Annotated in this window: 13 protein-coding genes; 6 read left to right on the top strand and 7 right to left on the bottom strand. The window is 61.7% G+C overall.

All coding sequences use genetic code 11. The features are described 5' to 3' along the window. Positions 1–40 precede the first annotated feature (40 nt). Both K8U03_19800 and serS read left to right on the top strand, forming a co-directional pair. The gene (locus tag K8U03_19800; GenBank protein ID MCE9607135.1) at positions 41–1,420 is read left to right on the top strand and encodes a dipeptidase; all 1,380 of its coding nucleotides are present in this window, start codon (positions 41–43) and stop codon (positions 1,418–1,420) included. 66 nt (positions 1,421–1,486) lie between these two features. Continuing rightward, a complete protein-coding gene (gene serS / locus K8U03_19795; protein MCE9607134.1) occupies positions 1,487–2,776 on the top strand; it encodes a serine--tRNA ligase in 1,290 nt (429 codons plus the stop codon). 301 nt (positions 2,777–3,077) lie between these two features. Here the strand turns inward: serS and K8U03_19790 are convergent, their stop codons facing one another. Both K8U03_19790 and K8U03_19785 read right to left on the bottom strand, forming a co-directional pair. After that, positions 3,078–3,872, bottom strand: coding sequence for a Nif3-like dinuclear metal center hexameric protein (locus K8U03_19790; GenBank protein ID MCE9607133.1), 795 nt, complete (start codon positions 3,870–3,872; stop codon positions 3,078–3,080). Further along, the gene (locus tag K8U03_19785) at positions 3,869–6,487 is read right to left on the bottom strand and encodes a hypothetical protein (protein MCE9607132.1); all 2,619 of its coding nucleotides are present in this window, start codon (positions 6,485–6,487) and stop codon (positions 3,869–3,871) included. The genes K8U03_19790 and K8U03_19785 overlap by 4 nt, the downstream gene beginning before the upstream one ends. 131 nt (positions 6,488–6,618) lie before the next feature. On the opposite strand from K8U03_19785, the gene K8U03_19780 reads away from it, so the two are divergent. Together K8U03_19780 and K8U03_19775 are read left to right on the top strand one after the other, a co-directional pair. Next, on the top strand, positions 6,619–7,401 hold the full coding sequence (locus K8U03_19780; GenBank protein MCE9607131.1) for a sugar phosphate isomerase/epimerase: 783 nt from the start codon (positions 6,619–6,621) through the stop codon (positions 7,399–7,401). A 106-nt stretch (positions 7,402–7,507) separates the two neighbouring features. Then, complete coding sequence (locus K8U03_19775) at positions 7,508–7,963, top strand: hypothetical protein (protein MCE9607130.1); 456 nt, start codon at positions 7,508–7,510, stop codon at positions 7,961–7,963. A gap of 110 nt (positions 7,964–8,073) precedes the next feature. Here K8U03_19775 and K8U03_19770 read toward each other — a convergent pair whose 3' ends face one another. From K8U03_19770 to K8U03_19750, 5 genes are all read right to left on the bottom strand, one after another. Further along, positions 8,074–9,543 carry a Gfo/Idh/MocA family oxidoreductase gene (locus K8U03_19770; protein ID MCE9607129.1) on the bottom strand — a complete coding sequence of 490 codons (1,470 nt, stop codon included), beginning with the start codon at positions 9,541–9,543 and terminating at the stop codon, positions 8,074–8,076. Between the two features lie 125 nt (positions 9,544–9,668). Then, complete coding sequence (locus K8U03_19765) at positions 9,669–10,016, bottom strand: barstar family protein (protein MCE9607128.1); 348 nt, start codon at positions 10,014–10,016, stop codon at positions 9,669–9,671. A 76-nt stretch (positions 10,017–10,092) separates the two neighbouring features. Continuing rightward, on the bottom strand, positions 10,093–10,650 hold the full coding sequence (locus K8U03_19760) for a sugar O-acetyltransferase (protein MCE9607127.1): 558 nt from the start codon (positions 10,648–10,650) through the stop codon (positions 10,093–10,095). A gap of 44 nt (positions 10,651–10,694) precedes the next feature. Continuing rightward, complete coding sequence (locus tag K8U03_19755) at positions 10,695–11,705, bottom strand: sialate O-acetylesterase (GenBank protein ID MCE9607126.1); 1,011 nt, start codon at positions 11,703–11,705, stop codon at positions 10,695–10,697. Between the two features lie 68 nt (positions 11,706–11,773). Beyond that, on the bottom strand, positions 11,774–12,451 hold the full coding sequence (locus K8U03_19750) for a DUF3467 domain-containing protein (GenBank protein ID MCE9607125.1): 678 nt from the start codon (positions 12,449–12,451) through the stop codon (positions 11,774–11,776). A 145-nt stretch (positions 12,452–12,596) separates the two neighbouring features. On the opposite strand from K8U03_19750, the gene K8U03_19745 reads away from it, so the two are divergent. Next, positions 12,597–13,316, top strand: coding sequence for an ABC transporter ATP-binding protein (locus tag K8U03_19745; GenBank protein MCE9607124.1), 720 nt, complete (start codon positions 12,597–12,599; stop codon positions 13,314–13,316). Further along, on the top strand, positions 13,313–15,691 hold the full coding sequence (locus tag K8U03_19740; GenBank protein ID MCE9607123.1) for an FtsX-like permease family protein: 2,379 nt from the start codon (positions 13,313–13,315) through the stop codon (positions 15,689–15,691). Before K8U03_19745 ends, K8U03_19740 begins: the two co-directional genes overlap by 4 nt. Positions 15,692–15,730 lie beyond the last annotated feature (39 nt).

Here is a 15,730-nt window from a genome sequence, read left to right as displayed (position 1 = left end):
ATTAGGCCGCTTCGTTTCCCGCAAATTCCGGAGTCGGAGCATGTCGACCGCGATCGACGACTATCTTTCGGGCCATGCCGGCCGTTTCGAAGACGAGCTATGCGAACTGCTGCGAATTCCGAGCGTCAGTGCCGATAGCACGCGCAAACCCGACGTTCGCCGCGCGGCCGAATGGGTCGCTGCGCAGTTTCGAGGGCTCGGCATGGCGACCGAAATGTGCGAAACGGCCGGCCATCCGATCGTTTACGCCGAACATTGCCAGGCGCCCGGCGCACCGACCGTGCTCGTATATGGTCACTACGATGTGCAACCGCCGGACCCCCTCAATCTCTGGCACACGCCCCCGTTCGAGCCGACCCGCCGCGACGGCAATCTCTACGCGCGCGGCGCTACCGACGACAAGGGTCAGATGTTCACGCACATCAAAAGCGCCGAGGCGTGGCTCAAGACGGTCGGCAAGTTGCCGGTGAATTTGAAATATGTGATCGAGGGGGAAGAAGAAGTCGGCAGCGAACACCTCGGAGAATTCATTAAGAGCAACCAAGCGAAGCTCAAGTCCGACGTGTGCGTCGTGAGCGACACCTCGCAATTCGGGCCCGGCATGCCGGCCATCACCTACGGCCTGCGCGGCATCGCTTACTTCGAGCTGATCCTGCAAGGCCCCGACCGCGACTTGCATTCCGGTGTCTTCGGCGGCGCGGTCGTGAACCCTGCCGGAGCGCTGGTGAAGCTGCTCGCCGGCTTGGTCGATGTCGACGGCCGGATCCAGCTCCCGGGCTTCTACGACGATGTCGTTCCCTTACGGCCTGCGGAACGAAAGCAATACGCCGACCTGCCGTATGATGAAACGGAATTCATGGCCTCGATCGGCGTCGATGCTTTGCACGGAGAAGCGGGCTTCACGAATCTCGAGCGGCGCAGCGCCCGCCCGACGTTCGACATCAACGGCCTCACCAGCGGCTACCAAGGCGAAGGGGCGAAGACGGTCTTGCCGGCTCGCGCTTCGGCGAAGTTCAGTTTCCGGCTCGTTCCGAATCAAGACCCGGCGAAGATCGCCGACTCGTTGCGTAAGCTGCTCGCCGAGAAGTTGCCGGCAGGGGTGAAGAGGGAGCTGATCACGTATCACGGTGGACGAGGGATCGTCGTCGATCCGGAGAGCCCCTATATCTCGTCGGCCGTTCGTGCGATCGAGCGGGGCTTCGGCACGAAGCCGGTGTTTATTCGCGAAGGGGGTTCGATCCCCGTCGTCTCGACCTTCCACGATCAATTGGGAATCGATACCCTACTGCTTGGTTGGGGCTTGAACGACGACAACACGCATAGCCCGAACGAAAAGTTCTGCCTCGCCGATTTCCATCGAGGAATCAAGTCGAGCGCAGCGCTCTGGGACGAGCTCGGGAAGATGAAGAAGAGTTCGTAGTTCGTGGTTCATTGTTCGTAGTTTGTTTTTTCTGGTTTCTAGCTTCTAGTTTCTGGTTTCCTCGCCATGCTCGATCGCAAATACATCGTCGAAAACGCCGCCGCCGTTAAAGAGAACTGCGCGCGCCGCAACTCCAAGGCCGATATCGATCGCTTCGTGGAAATCGAAGCGAAGCGCCGCCGGATGCAACAAGAGATCGACGAACTAAAGCGCCAAGCCAACGAGACCGCCGGCAAGATCGGCAAGGCTTCGCCGACCGAGCGAGAGCTCCTCAAGGCCGAAGGGCGACAACTCCGCGACCGCATCACCGCCGCCGAGACCGACATGGCGACGCTCGAAGCCGAGGTCGACACGCTGCAACGCTCGATCCCCAATATGTCGCACCCTGCCGCTCCGATCGGAGGCGACGATCAGGCGAACCTCGTCGTCCGCCACGGCGCGCACGAGCCCCCGACGTTGGACTTCACGCCGCTCGACCATGTCGTGCTCGGCGAAAAGCTCGACCTCATCGACTTTGAGGCCGGCGCGAAAACGACCGGCCACGGCTTCTATTTTCTTAAGAACGAAGCGGTGCTGTTGGAACTCGCACTCCAGCAATACGCGATTCAACTGCTGATGGGCGAAGGCTTCACGCCGATGATCACGCCCGATCTGGCCCGCAACGAAGTCCTCCACGGCACCGGCTACATCCCGCGTGGGCCGGAGACGCAGATCTACAGCATCGCCGACAGCGACTTGAGCCTCGTCGCGACGGCCGAGATTACGCTCGGCGGTTATCTTGCCGATCAGATTCTCGACGAAGAAATCTTTCCGCTGAAGATGTGCGGCATCAGCCATTGCTACCGAACCGAAGCCGGCGCCGGCGGTCGCGCCTCGCGCGGGCTGTATCGCGTGCATCAGTTTACGAAGGTCGAGATGTTCGCCTTCACGCTGCCCGACCAAAGCGACGCGATGCTCGAATACTTCTGCGAACTCGAATGCCGCATCTTCGATGGTCTCGGCATTGCCTACCGCGTCGTCGATACCGCGACCGGCGATCTCGGCGGACCGGCTTATCGCAAGTACGACCTGGAAGCTTGGATGCCGGGCCGAGGCAAGGGAGGCGAGTACGGCGAAGTCACCAGCACCAGCAATTGCACTGACTACCAATCGCGCCGCCTCGCGATTCGCTATCGCAAGAAAGGTGAGAAGGGGACGCACTTCGTCCACACGCTGAACGGCACGGCCGTGGCGCTAAGCCGCGCGATCATCGCGGTTATGGAGAACTACCAACAGGCCGACGGCACGATCTTGGTGCCCGAGGTGCTGCGGAAGTTCATGGGAATCGACCGGATCGGCGGCACGCCCGCGCTCTGATTCTTGTGTCCGGCACCGTCGTCACATTGACGACTCGTGTCGCGATCACGCGACGGCTCACAGCTCGCTTGCGGTTTCGCGCGCAGCCGAATGTCGGCCGCAATAGGCTCTTTCGTGTATTAAAGCGCGCGGCGCTCCGTGCCGGCATGGCGCTTGCAAAATCATCTTCGTAGTGGAATTTTCCGCGTTCGTGACTTAGAGCACGTTCGCGGCGAAGGAAGCCATGACTGAGGATCGATTATTGGCCCGGACCCCCTCTGCCGATCGGTCCTCAGTCTTTTTACTTATACTGAGTTTTTCGTTACGCGTAGCGCAGCGCGTCTTGCTCGCGCCGCGCGGCCCAAACGGTGAGCTGCGCGAACTCGCGCCCGAGCCGCTCGGCCAAGCGTTCGACCCCGAAGCGCTCGCTCGCATAGTGCCCGACGAGCAAGAGCGCCGTGTCGGATGCTTCCGCTTCGATCGCCTTGTGGAAACTCGCCTCGCCGGTGACGAAGCAATCGCAGCCCGCCGCCGTAGCGTCCGCCAAGAGATCGGCCGCGCTCCCGCAACCGACTGCGACTTTGCGCACGAGCTTGTCGTCGGCTCCGGCCACGGCGATCGTCCTGAGCTTTAAGAACGCTTTCACGCGCGCGACGAGTTCGGCCACGGTGAGCGGCGCGGCCGGCTTCCCTTGCCGTCCGACACCGAGCCGCGAATCGTTACTCGCGACAATCGCGATCAGCGGACGAATGTCGACCAGCCCGAGCCCGACGGCCAGGCTTTGGTTGATTCCTTCGGCGGCGGAATCGAACGCCGTGTGAGGGCTGTAGATCGAGATGCCGGCCGAGGCGAGTCGCCACAGCCGGCGACCGTCGTGCGTCTCGGTCGTGATGGTTTTCGGCGCGCGAAACGGCAACGGATGATGACTCACGATCAAGTCCACGCGCTCGGCGATCGCCTCCGCGACGACGGCATCGGTCACGGTCAGGCAAGTCATCACGCGCTCGACGTTCCGCGCGCGATCCCCCAACAGCAGGCCGACGTTGTCCCACTCGGCCGCTAGTTCCGGCGGCGCGAATCGTTCGAGAAACGAGACGACATCGGCGATCTGGGTCATGGATCGGCCTTTACCGTGAAGCGGTTACTTAATACACGCGTGCCGTTTTGCTCTTCGACGCGCAGCCACAGGGTCTTGCCGATCAGCGCGCGACCGTTGGGAACGCGAAACGTACGCACATCGATTCCCGGCGGCAGTTCGACGACTTGCGCCCGCATTCTCCGTTGGTTCGGTGCATAGAGATAGCAGCGAAAACTAACGTTCTTCTGCGAGTTGTTGCTCAACCGTTGCTCGACTTCCAACTCATCGCCGACGAACTTCGTTTGCACTTCGAGCACGACGCTGTTGTCGCCGATCTGCACTTCGCGATAGAGATGAAACTGTCGGCGCTTGTCGCTCGCCAAGTCGTGTTCGATCCGCAGCAGTTGGAAGCCCGATTCCGACGAGAGCGGTAGCACAACCTGAAACGGTAGGCGGAGTTTTTGTCCTTCGGCCAGCGAGATGTCGAACGTCGACGGTCGAATCGTCCAACCTGGCGGCCCGACGATCGTGATCTTCCCCTGCACCGTTTGTTTGAACGTATTGACGATCGAGAGGGACGAAGGCTGCCCGACGCCGAACGACTCTTGCAGTTGCGGCTGCTCGATGCGGCAGGCCCCGTCCCACACGAACGTGTCGCGGTCGAGCCCGACGGCGACGATCGGTGCCTGCCCGACGTCGACGACGCTCTTGCCGGCTTCTTCTCGGGGCGTGATCGTCCGGCCCCAGAGGTCGAAGAAGCGGACGTTTCCTTCCAGATCGGCCGGCTCGGTCGTGGGAGTATCGCTGCTCAGTAGCATGACGGCGTCTTGCTGACGTAGAAAAAGCTGATTGCGGCTTCCGCCCGGCAAGCGTACCGACTCGACGGGGCGAGCGCCGTCGATGATCGTCGTCAGCGTGCGCCAAGGGAGATACATTTCGGTCGGAGCGCCGTTGCGCTCGAGCAGGCCGGTTTCGGAATGAAACGGATCGAGAAAGAAAACCGACTGCGCTCCCGCCCGCTTCGCCGCGACGACACGATCGACGAGATCGCGCACGCGGGTTTCGATCGTGTAGTCGTCGCGCGGCAACGCCGAGAGGCTCAACCAGCGTTCGACGCCGGGCCGCTCGGCCGTTTCCATATACTGCTTGGTTTCTTCCGCCGTGAGATCCGGAATCGCGGTCAACGCCAGATAGCGCCAGGTCGGCTTCGCTTCTTGCGGCGGCTCGTTGAGCCACGACCACGCGACCCCGACCATCGCATCTTGTTCGATCCGATCGAACTCGCGCTTGACCGCCCCGATGCGGTCGACGGCTCCCGGCAGCTCTTGAAAGCCGAAATCGCGATCATCGCCGAGTTGCCAGCCGCGCACTTTGAACGCGAGGTCGAGCAGCACCGGTTCGATCGTCGGGAACCATTGATCCCGTTCGAGGCGAAACGTTTGCGCAGCGGAAATTTCGCCGGGCATGAACCGGGCATCCATCGCTTGCGTGTGCGGAGTCAGCGTGCCGACGATCCCGATCCCTTGCACGTTCAGGCGGTCGATGAACTTCTTTAAGGCGACGCCGGACTCCGGCTTCTTCGCATCGAACCAGACGGGATATTTCAATCGGCGTACGCCCGTCTCATGGAGCAGCGCGTGCAGCTGATCGACTCTAGGAACGTGCGTCGCATCGGAAACGCTCCAGCCGAACTCGCCCGGCCCTGAAGTCTCCTGTGCGCTCAGCTTCGCCAGCGGCTCGACGATGACGAGCGAGGTCGCATCGCTTTGCAATCGCCCTTCGGCTCCATACAGCGAGACTTCGCCCCGATAGTAGCCCGGCTCGCTGACGTTCGGTTTCCACTGGACGGTGCGCGGATCGAGCGGATGCTTCGGGTCGAGCACCGAAGTTTGTTCGTCGCTCGAAACGCTCCTGCCGCTCCGGTCGAAAAGCTCGAGTTTGGCGCGAAGCGTCGGCTCGTGGATGCCCGTCAGCGTCAGGCTCAGTTCGACGGGCTCGCCGACGGGGAACACGTTGTACGGTCGCTTGCCGCGCACGTTCTTACGCGGCAGCCGGCCGAGCCGGAGCTCGTCGAACAGCGCGGAGCCGCGCAGGTCTTGCGATTCTCCCGGCTCCAAATGCAGCTCGACCACGACCGACCGCACCTCCGGCCGATCGCAAAACACCGGCCCGACCCGAACCTTGTGCCAAGCGTCGTTCTGGCGCTCGTGGCGGCTGATCTCGCTCTGCACGACTTTCTGCTTGTCATCGAGAAAGCGGAGCGCGAGAAACGCTTTGTCGTGCTTCAAGCCGATCGTCTTCATTTGCACTTCGGCGACGTACTCGCTACCGGCGTCGTAGGCTTGCGGCGGCGACGACGCGGCGGCGGCACCGCCGTTGAGGTTCATCCGAAAGCAATATTCGCCGGCGAACGACGGCTCGCGGCTGATTTTAATTTCGAGATAGTGCGGGTAGCCCGACCCGCGCCGACGCTGCCAACCTTGGGGCCAGCCGTCGAAGTCGTCGTCGGATTCTTCTTCGAAACCGCAGTAGTAGACGTCGGCGGCATTGTGCGGCTTGTTCCCGACCGGCGGCACGCTCCCGGCTTGGGAAGCGCTCTCGATAGGCGCACCGCCGGCGACCGCTACAATCAACAAGCTTAGAAGAGCGTTCATGCCGAATCTCCAGACGGGCGCATAAGCTGGTTATCGGCCGTTTGGTCGTCGCGAAATAGCGCGGCGGCGCTGCCGGCAACGCAGGCGCGTGCGTCGAAGCTTCGTTCTCGCAACTTTCCATAGGGGTCGCCGTGCCGCCGTTTCGCGTAGCCGTGCAACTGAAAAGCGTCCCGTTGCCGTTTGCCAAGGCCTTGCCGTGGCTGCGCGAGGCGGGCGCGAAGGCGATCGAAATCGATGCCCGCGGCGAAATTCGTCCGCAAGATCTGTCGGAGACCGGAGTTCGCCAGATTCGGAAGCTGCTCGAAGATTGCGAGCTGCGCGTCGCGGCGATCGAGTTTCATACGCGCCGCGGCTACGGTGCCATCGAAGATTTAGATCGCCGAGTGGAAGCGACGAAGGCCGCGATGAAGATGGCCCGGCAGTTCGGGTGCGACCTCGTCATCAACCAAGTCGGGCAAGTGCCGGCCGATCTGAACTCGCCCGAGGGGCAAACGCTCGTCGAGGTGCTGCGCGATCTCGGGCTGCATGCGCAACATGCCGGCGCCTGGCTCGCCGCGGAAACCGGCAGCGAAAGCGGTGCCGACCTGCGCCGGCTCATCGACGCGTTGCCGAAGGGAGCCCTTTTCGCAACGCTGGATCCCGGCAATCTGCTGCTCAACGGTTTCTCGCCGCGCGAAGCGGCCGAAGCCTTGGGCGACGCCATCCGCCACGTCTACGCGAAAGACGCCGTCCGCGATTTCGGCCGCGGACGCGGCACCGAAGTGCAACTCGGCCGAGGTTCGGTCGATTGGCCCGAGCTGGTCGGGCTGCTCGAATCGCAAGGTTATCGGGGCTATCTCTCCGTGAAACGAGAACAAGCCGACGATCCGCTGCTGGAAATCGAGCAAGCGCTGAGTTACCTTGCGAGCATCTAATGAGTTGACCGCGGTCTGAGATACCTCTTTCGCAAACTTTCTTCGGAGCTATTCGATGTTCAAAACATGCTCGCTTGTCGGCGTCGCTTGGGTGCTGCTCGGCGCGATGGTCGTCGGCGTTTCGGCTCCCTCGTCGGCCTCGGCTGCCGAGAAGGATCAAGCGGCGCTCGAGAAAGAGTTCGAGCAAGCGCTCTCCGGCTGTTACTTCCGCGGCTTCTTCACCAACCGCGGACAAGAACAAAAGCAAGGTCTCAAGGAAGAGAAGTACACGATCTCGAGCGTGAAGAAGCTCGACGGCAAAGACGACCTCTGGGTCTTCAACGTCCGGATCCAATACGGCGACCACGATGTCTCGCTGCCGCTCGTGCTCGCGGTGAAATGGGCCGGCGATACCCCGGTCATCACGCTCACCGACATGCTCATCCCCGGCCTCGGCAAGTTCACATCACGCGTGGTCGTCTATCGCGGCCAGTATTGCGGCACCTGGGACGGCGGCGACCACGGCGGCCATCTCTTCGGCAAGATCGAAAAGATCGAAGCCGAGAAGAAGGCGACGGAGTAGATCGCTCCGAGAGATTAGCAAAAAAAACGAAACGAGGCGGCGGAGCCATTCGCTCCGCCGCCTCGCTCTATTTAGCGATCGAATTTAAGCAGTCGAATTCGAGCAGACGTTTACACTTGCCCGGCGGCGGGCACCGTGAACGGGGCTCGGTATTCGCGGGTGAGCAGCGCATCGGCGGCCGCGTTGTTCACGAACTTCTCGGCGGCCGGATCGAGTGCGAGGGTCGCGCCGCAGAGGATCTCGGTCCCCGGCGAAACTTGGTTTTCTTCCAAGTGCTTGACGAAGCGGCCGTAGGTTTCGGTCGACGCTTCTCCCTTGAGCTTCCCCTTCACGTCCGAGATCGTCATCTGCGTGCCGAGCCGGAGCGAGATGTTCGCCAAGTGGCAGAGCGCGCTCGAAAGATGTCCTTCTTCGATGTCGGCCGTGAGCAGCTTGTGGTTGCGGGCCCGAACGGCGTCGACGAAGTTGTCGAAGTGTCCTTGGTTCCCTTCCCCCTTGCCTTGGAACTCGACGATCTTCTTCCCCTCGAGGTCGAACGCCGCGCCGGTGTCGTAGCTCGTGAGCACGACGTAGCCTTGGCTGCCGTGGAACACATTGCCAACGCCTGCGCCGCGATACGGCTCGGTCGTCAGCCCGCGCACTTCGAACACGAGCGACTTATCGCCGTAGTTGAAATCGCAGACTTGCGTGTTGGCCGTTTCGCCGGCATCGACGTAGCCGACCCGACCGCCGTAGCTCATCACGCTATTGCTCAATTGGCTGACGCCGAGCCCCCAGCGCGCGATGTCGACTTGATGGATCCCTTGGTTGCCGAGGTCGCCGTTGCCGCATTCCCATTGCCAGTGCCAGTCGTAGTGGAACTTCGGTCGCGTGAGCTCCGACATCGGAGCCGGACCGGCCCAGAGGTTGTAATCGACCGAGGCCGGCACTTGGTACTTGCCCCGCGCGCCGATCGACTTACGGCTCTTATAGCAAAGGCCGCGGGCCAGCTTAACGTCGCCGATCTTGCCGGCCTTCACATACTCGATCGCTTCACGCGTTCCGACCATCGAGCGGCATTGCGTGCCGGTCTGACAGATCTTGTTATACTTCCGCGCGGCCTCGACGATCCGCCGCCCCTCGCTGACGTTGTGGCTCACCGGCTTCTCGACATACACATCCTTGCCGGCCTGAATCGACCAGATCGCGCCGAGCGCGTGCCAGTGGTTCGGCGTGGCGATGCTCACGCAATGCAGCTCTTTGTCTTCGAGCGCCTTGCGAATGTCGGTGGTGAACTTCGGCGCGAAGCCTTGCTTCTTCGCGATCGCGTCGACCCGCTTCTGCCCGACCGCTTCGTCGGCATCGACGATCCAAGTGATCGGCGTGTCTTTGCGAGCCGTGTAGCCGCCGATGTGGCTCCCGCCCCGACCGTTGACGCCGACGACCGCGACGTTGAGCTTATCGTTGGCGCTGACTTCCTTCGCGGCTTCTTTCTTCTCGGCATCGGCCCCGAACAAGTTGCCTGCCGACCCGGCCGCGATGGCGGCGGTAGCGGCGAACATCGAATCTTCCAGAAAACGACGACGATCGTAACGACTCATGGGCGGGCTCCCGAGCAACAGGGAAAGAGTTTAGGCAGGCGGGAAAAGCGGGAATTAAGCATACCAGGGGGAAGAGGGGACGGCAAATTAAGAAACGACGGAGAACGGCAGCCGCCAGCGTTCAGCTAGGCTCGTTTGTCGAATGCCAGCGCGATTACCGCAGCTTGGCCTATCGACGACCTCCGCCAATTGACGAATCCCGCGCACTCGATCAGCGCCATATACTGTTCTGGACATCGGCCCGCAAAATTGTCGATCCCATCAAGTTGAAGAGTGAGAACGCCACCAGGAGCCGCATTGACGGTGGTCATACATGCCTCGGAATCGTCGAGGTAGCTCATGCAGTCTATCCAAGCATTCATGTTACGGCCGTAGAAGTCGGGGAAGCCGAAGACCTCAGCGAAGACTGTGTGAAACGATTCCCAGTCAGTGATCAATTCGCAATTTAGTCGAATCACAGTCACGAGAAACATCCACCTCTGAAGAACCTCGGCTCTTTAACCGCATCAAGCGGCAACATGTGTTTCCGCACAATGCGCTAAAGTTCGGTCACTCCGCAATTTCCCGAATCACCCGGCAGGGGTTCCCCGCTGCGAACACGCCGTCGGGCATGTCGCGAGTTACCACGCTGCCCGCTCCGATCACCGTCCGCGAGCCGATCGTCACTCCCGGGCAGATCACGGCCGCGCCGCCGACCCAAACGTCGGAGCCGATCGTGATCGGTTTGGCGAACTCTTGTTTGCGCCGCAGCTCATGGTTCATCGGATGCATCGCCGTGTAGATCTGCACTGCGGGGCCGAACAGCGTGTGGCTGCCGATCCGCACTTCGCAGACGTCGAGCACCACGCAGTTGAAGTTGAAGAAGACCTTGTTGCCGAGATGAATGTTCGACCCATAGTCGCAGAAAAACGGCGGCTGCATCCACACTGATTCGCCGCCGGAAGCGAACAGCTCCCCCAGAATGCGCCGCCGCAACGCAACGTCGGCCTCGCGCGTGGCGTTCAGATCTTGGCATAAGTCGCGGGCCCGATCGCGCGCGGCCGCGAGCGCGGGATCGAGCGGGTCGTACAACTCACCGGCGAGCATCTTTTCGAGTTCGGTCCGCATCGGGTCACTCCTGGGTCGGCTCCGGCGAATGCGTGTGGCGTCGCTTAGTCTTTCTTGCCGTCGAGCGTGAGCATCGCTTGGCCCATCCCCTTGCCGATCAGATAGTAAGTCTCGGCATTTTGATTCCAGTGGTAGCCTTGCGCCGACGGCGACTCCGTCTGCGGACGCCAAAACGATTGGGTCTTCACGAACGCGACGTTTCCTTTGAACTCCGCATGCTCGGCCACCGCAGCCTGGGCCTTCATCAGCGACAAGGCCCGCGGGTGCGCTTCGTCGGGCCCGCTCATGCCCGTCTCCGCGATTACGACCGGCAGCTTCGCCGTTTGCAGATCGCGGCGCAGATCGCGAATCAGGTGCGCCATGTTGCTTTCGTACTCGGCATTGAAGGCGTCGTTGATCCGATCGTTCCAACCTTGATGCCAACCGAAGCCTACGAGCTCGTAGCCCCGGCCGTCGTAGGTGGGGTAATGCGTCTTGAGATCGGCCAGCACGCCGCGTGTGATCGAGAGTATCTCGCGATAATACTTCCCCACGACTTGCGGATCTTTCTCGATCGCGGCTTGTTCGCCGGCGCTAAGCTTGTGTGGAACGGGGCCCGCGCTCGGCGGACGAAAGTCGACCGCGAGACTCTTCCCACCCCAAGCGCACTTGATCAGCAACACCGGTTCGTCGTAAGCATCGCCGACGACGGTGCCGAAGCCGAGCTCCGGCCCGATGCGATCCGCATCCGCGCCGAAGCCGGGAGCGAGCATGCCGCGGCGCTCGCCATAGGTGACCGCGACATCGGAGCGCGCTTTCCACGCTCCGTCGGCATCGACCAAGTGTCGATAGTCGGCGGCGGTCGCCGCATTCTTGACGAGGTATTCCAGGCTGCCGCGTCCTTCGTTCCGCTTGGCAACGCTCGCGATGATGCCATGCCCCTGCATGTTCGACTGGCCGGCCAGGATGAACACTTGGAGCCGGCGAGCTTCGTCCGCCGCCGCGAGCGACGAATCGCAAACAGCGAAGCACACAGCGACGAGCCACACAGCAAGAATCGTCACGATACTTTTCATAACTGCGTGCCTATTAGCGAGGTCGATCGTCGGTAACGGATGCGTAACGTTCGTGCCGCTTTAAGAAATTACTCTTCGTCATCCCCCGCGTCGTCTCCGCTCTCTTCCGGCGGCGGCTCTCCCTTCGTCTCTTCATATTTCTTCCACGTCCGCAGCAGCACTTCCAACAGCCCCGGCACTTGCGGCGACGACATGAACACGCGCGACACCACGACCGATTTCGGGTACAAGTTCGCGATGAAGTCGAAGCAAAACTCCGCCGGTGCGTGGCCGATCATCACGGCATTAGCGTAGTAGCCTCCGAGCAGGTCGTCGCTCATCTTCAGATGGTCGTAGAGATCCTCGATCGAGTCGGGCGGGCTCTCGCCGGCCATCGGCATGCGCGGCACCGGCATCGCGGGGAGCCCGCCGAAGGTTTGTTCGTACCCGCGCAGATTCTCTTGCAACGCCACGATAAATCGCGGCACGACCGACATCGGCAACACGATCCGCGTGACGATCTGATGCGGATTCGCCAGCTTCAAGATGAAGTCGATCAGAAACTCATCCGGCCCTTGTAGCACGATCGCGCCGGTGCTGAACACGCCCCGCGCGACGCGCTCGGGCACCCGCGCGCTGAGCGGTTGAAACTGAAACTGCTGATGCAAGTGCCCCTCGTTGCCCGTGGCCCCGTCGTCTGATTTGTCGCGCGAGTCGTCGCCGGAGTCGTCCGTCGAATCTTCTTCGGGAAAACCTTCGTCGCTCATCGTGTCGTCCTTGTGCTGCGGTCGCCGGGCCGAAGTCGCATCTAGCCGAGTTGTCGTTCGACTGTCATCATAACCCTTGCACCCGGTTTACCACACGGGCTTTCCGCAGTTCCCTCGTCATCGCCGCGTCCGGTCTTTCGCCACCATGAACGATCCTACTGCGCCACCGCTGTTGCGCTTGGAAAACGTCGGCAAGACCTACGACATGGGCGAGGTTTCGGTCGAGGTGCTGCGCAAGGTCACGATCGATATCCACGATCATCAAGTCCTTGCGATTCTCGGCCCCTCCGGCTCGGGCAAGAGCACGCTACTGAATATCATCGGCGGACTCGATACCGCATCGCACGGCAGAGTTTGGTATCGGGACCGCGAAATGACCGCCTTCTCCGAGCGCGAGTTGACGGTCTATCGTCGCGAAACGATCGGCTTCGTCTTCCAGTACAACAACCACGAGCCGACGCTCACGGCCCGCGAAAACGTGATGGTGAGCACCGAGATCAGCCGGAAGCCGCTGGATGTGGATGAAGCGCTGCGGCTCGTCGGCCTCTCGGAGCGGGCCGAGCATTTCCCTTCGCAAATGTCCGGCGGCGAGCAGCAGCGCGTCGCGATCGCCCGCGCGTTGGCGAAGAATCCCGAGTTGCTGCTCTGCGACGAGCCGACCGGCGCACTCGACTTCGACACCGGCAAGCGCGTTTTGCGGCTCTTGGTCGATGCCTGCCGCGAGCTCCGCAAGACGGTCGTCATCATCACGCACAACGCGGCGATTGCGCAGGTCGCCGATCATGTGATTCGGTTGCGCTCCGGCGAGATCGTCGAAGCGCACGACAACCCGAGCCCGTCTCCTCCCGAGGAGATCACCTGGTGAAGGTGCTCGATCGGAAACTGCTGCGCGATCTGCGCAACACCGGGTTCTTGCTGTTGGCGGTCGGCAGCATTATGGCGGTCGGCGTCTCGGCCTACGTCGCGCTCGGCTCGGCGTATCGCAACCTCATGATCGCGCAGCGGCTCTACTATGCCCAATGCCGCATGGCCGACTTCTCGCTCGACCTGAAGAAAGCTCCCCTTTCCGAAGTCGCTCTGATCGGATCGTTGCCGGGCGTCGTCGAGCTCCGGCCGCGCATCCAGTTTTTCGCTACGGTCGATTTGGAGAACGTCGTCGAGCCGGTCAACGGCATCGTCATCTCGATGCCCAATCGCCGAACCGCGGTGATCGACGACATCGTCCTCAAGCAAGGAGGCTACTACACCGATCGTCGCGACAACGAAGTGATCATCAACGATTCCTTCGCGCGGGCACACAAGATCTATCCCGGCTCGTGGATCCATCTGCTGCTCAACAATCGCCGGCAAGAACTCTATGTCGTCGGCACGGCGATCAGCAGCGAGTTTACTTACCTCGTCGGGCCCGGTTCGCTGGTGCCCGACTCGAAACGGCTCGGCGTGTTCTACATCAAGCAGACGTTCGCCGAAGAAGTGTTCGACTTCCAAGGGGCGTGCAATCAGGTGCTCGGTCGGCTCACGCCGCAAGTGCGCGACCATCCGCAAGAAGTGTTGCGCCGGGCTGAGACGCTGCTCGATTCCTACGGCGTCCTCAATGCCGTTCCGCTCCGCGATCAACCGTCGAACCGGTTCATCAGCAACGAGATCATGGGCCTGCGCGCGTTCGGCGTCATCAATCCGGCGATCTTTCTCGCCGTCGCTGCGATCGTGCTCAATGTTCTTATGTCGCGGCTGGCCGAACAGCAGCGAGTCGTCGTCGGCACGCTTAAGGCGCTCGGCTATTCCAGCACCGCCGTCTTTCTTCACTTTCTCAAGTTCGGGCTCACGGTCGGCGCGATCTCGGGCTTCGGAGGTTGCGCACTCGGCTATTGGCTCGCCGGCGGAATGACCGCGATGTACGACGGCTTCTTTCAGTTTCCGAGTTTGGAGAACCGGTTTTATCCCGACATCACCGCGACGGGCATCGCGATCGGTTTGGTCTGCGGCGTGATCGGTTCGTTGTTCGGAGCGCGCGAGGTTTTGAAGCTCGAGCCCGCCGTGGCGATGCGGCCGAAGCCTCCGCTGAGCGGCGGCGCCGTCTTTCTCGAACGCTTTCCGAGGTTCTGGAATCTGTTGAGCTTCGGCGGACGCATGTCGCTGCGCAACGTGCTGCGCAACCGGCTCCGAACCGCGGCCGGATTGTTCGCCGCCGCGATGGGTGCCACGCTTTCAGTCAATGCGCTGCTGCTGGCCTTTGCGACCAGCTATATGGTCGACTTCCAATTCGAGTTGATCCAGCGCAGCGATGTCGACCTGACCTTTAAGGACGAACAAGGAATCGACGCGCTCGACGAAGCGGCCCGCTTGCCCGGCGTCGATCTCGCCGAGCCGATGCTCGACGTGGCCTGTACGTTTTACAACGGCTCGCATATCCGCAAAGGAGGCATCACCGGCGTGAAGCGGAACGCCGCCCTCACGATCCCGCGCGATACCGCGACCCGCCCGCTGCGCATCCCGGAGTTGGGCCTGTTGCTGACGAAGAAGATGGCCGAGATGTTGCATGTGCGGCGCGGCGACAGGATCTCGATTCGTTCGACGAAGGGGCTGCGAGAGCTGCGCGAAGTGCAAGTCGCCGAGATCGCCGACAGCTTTCTCGGCGTGGCGGTCTACGCCGACATTCGTTTTCTGAGCAAGCTGATGAACGAAGAGTTCGTGCTGACCGGCGTGCAATTGCAAATCCGGCCTGGAGAAGAACACCGCCGCGCGCTTTATGAACAGGTGAAGCAATTGCCGGCGGTGCAAGGCGTGTCCGCGAGGGCCGATATCATTCGGAGCGTGAACGAAACCCTGGTCAAGAACCAGCACGTGTTCATCGGGCTGTTGGTGATGTTCGCCGGCGTGATCTTCTTCGGCAGCGTGTTGAACTCCTCGCTCGTCAGCCTAGCCGAGCGCCGACGCGAGGTCGCGACGTTGCGCGTGCTCGGTTATGGCCCGTGGCAAATCGGGGCGCTGTTTCTGCGCGAGAGCATGCTCACGAACGTCGTCGGCACGGTCGTTGGGCTGCCGCTCGGCTATCTGCTCAACTACGGAATCGTCGTTGCGTACGATACGGAAATGTTCCGCATCCCGTTGATCGATCCTACGGAAGTCTGGTGCTACGTCATGCTGCTCGGCATCGGCTTCGGCCTCGCGGCCCACCTGATCGTGCAACGAAGCATCCACGGAATGGATTGGCTGGAAGCCTTGAAAACGAGAGAATAGGGGCGGAAATGACGAAGGTCGAAATCCGAATGACGAAGG

The sequence above is a fragment of the Planctomycetia bacterium genome (assembly GCA_021413845.1).
In the GTDB taxonomy this organism is placed as follows: Bacteria; Planctomycetota; Planctomycetia; order Pirellulales; family PNKZ01; genus PNKZ01.
The sequence above is the reverse complement of the archived record's forward strand: the minus strand, read 5'-3'. Positions and strand labels throughout refer to the sequence as shown.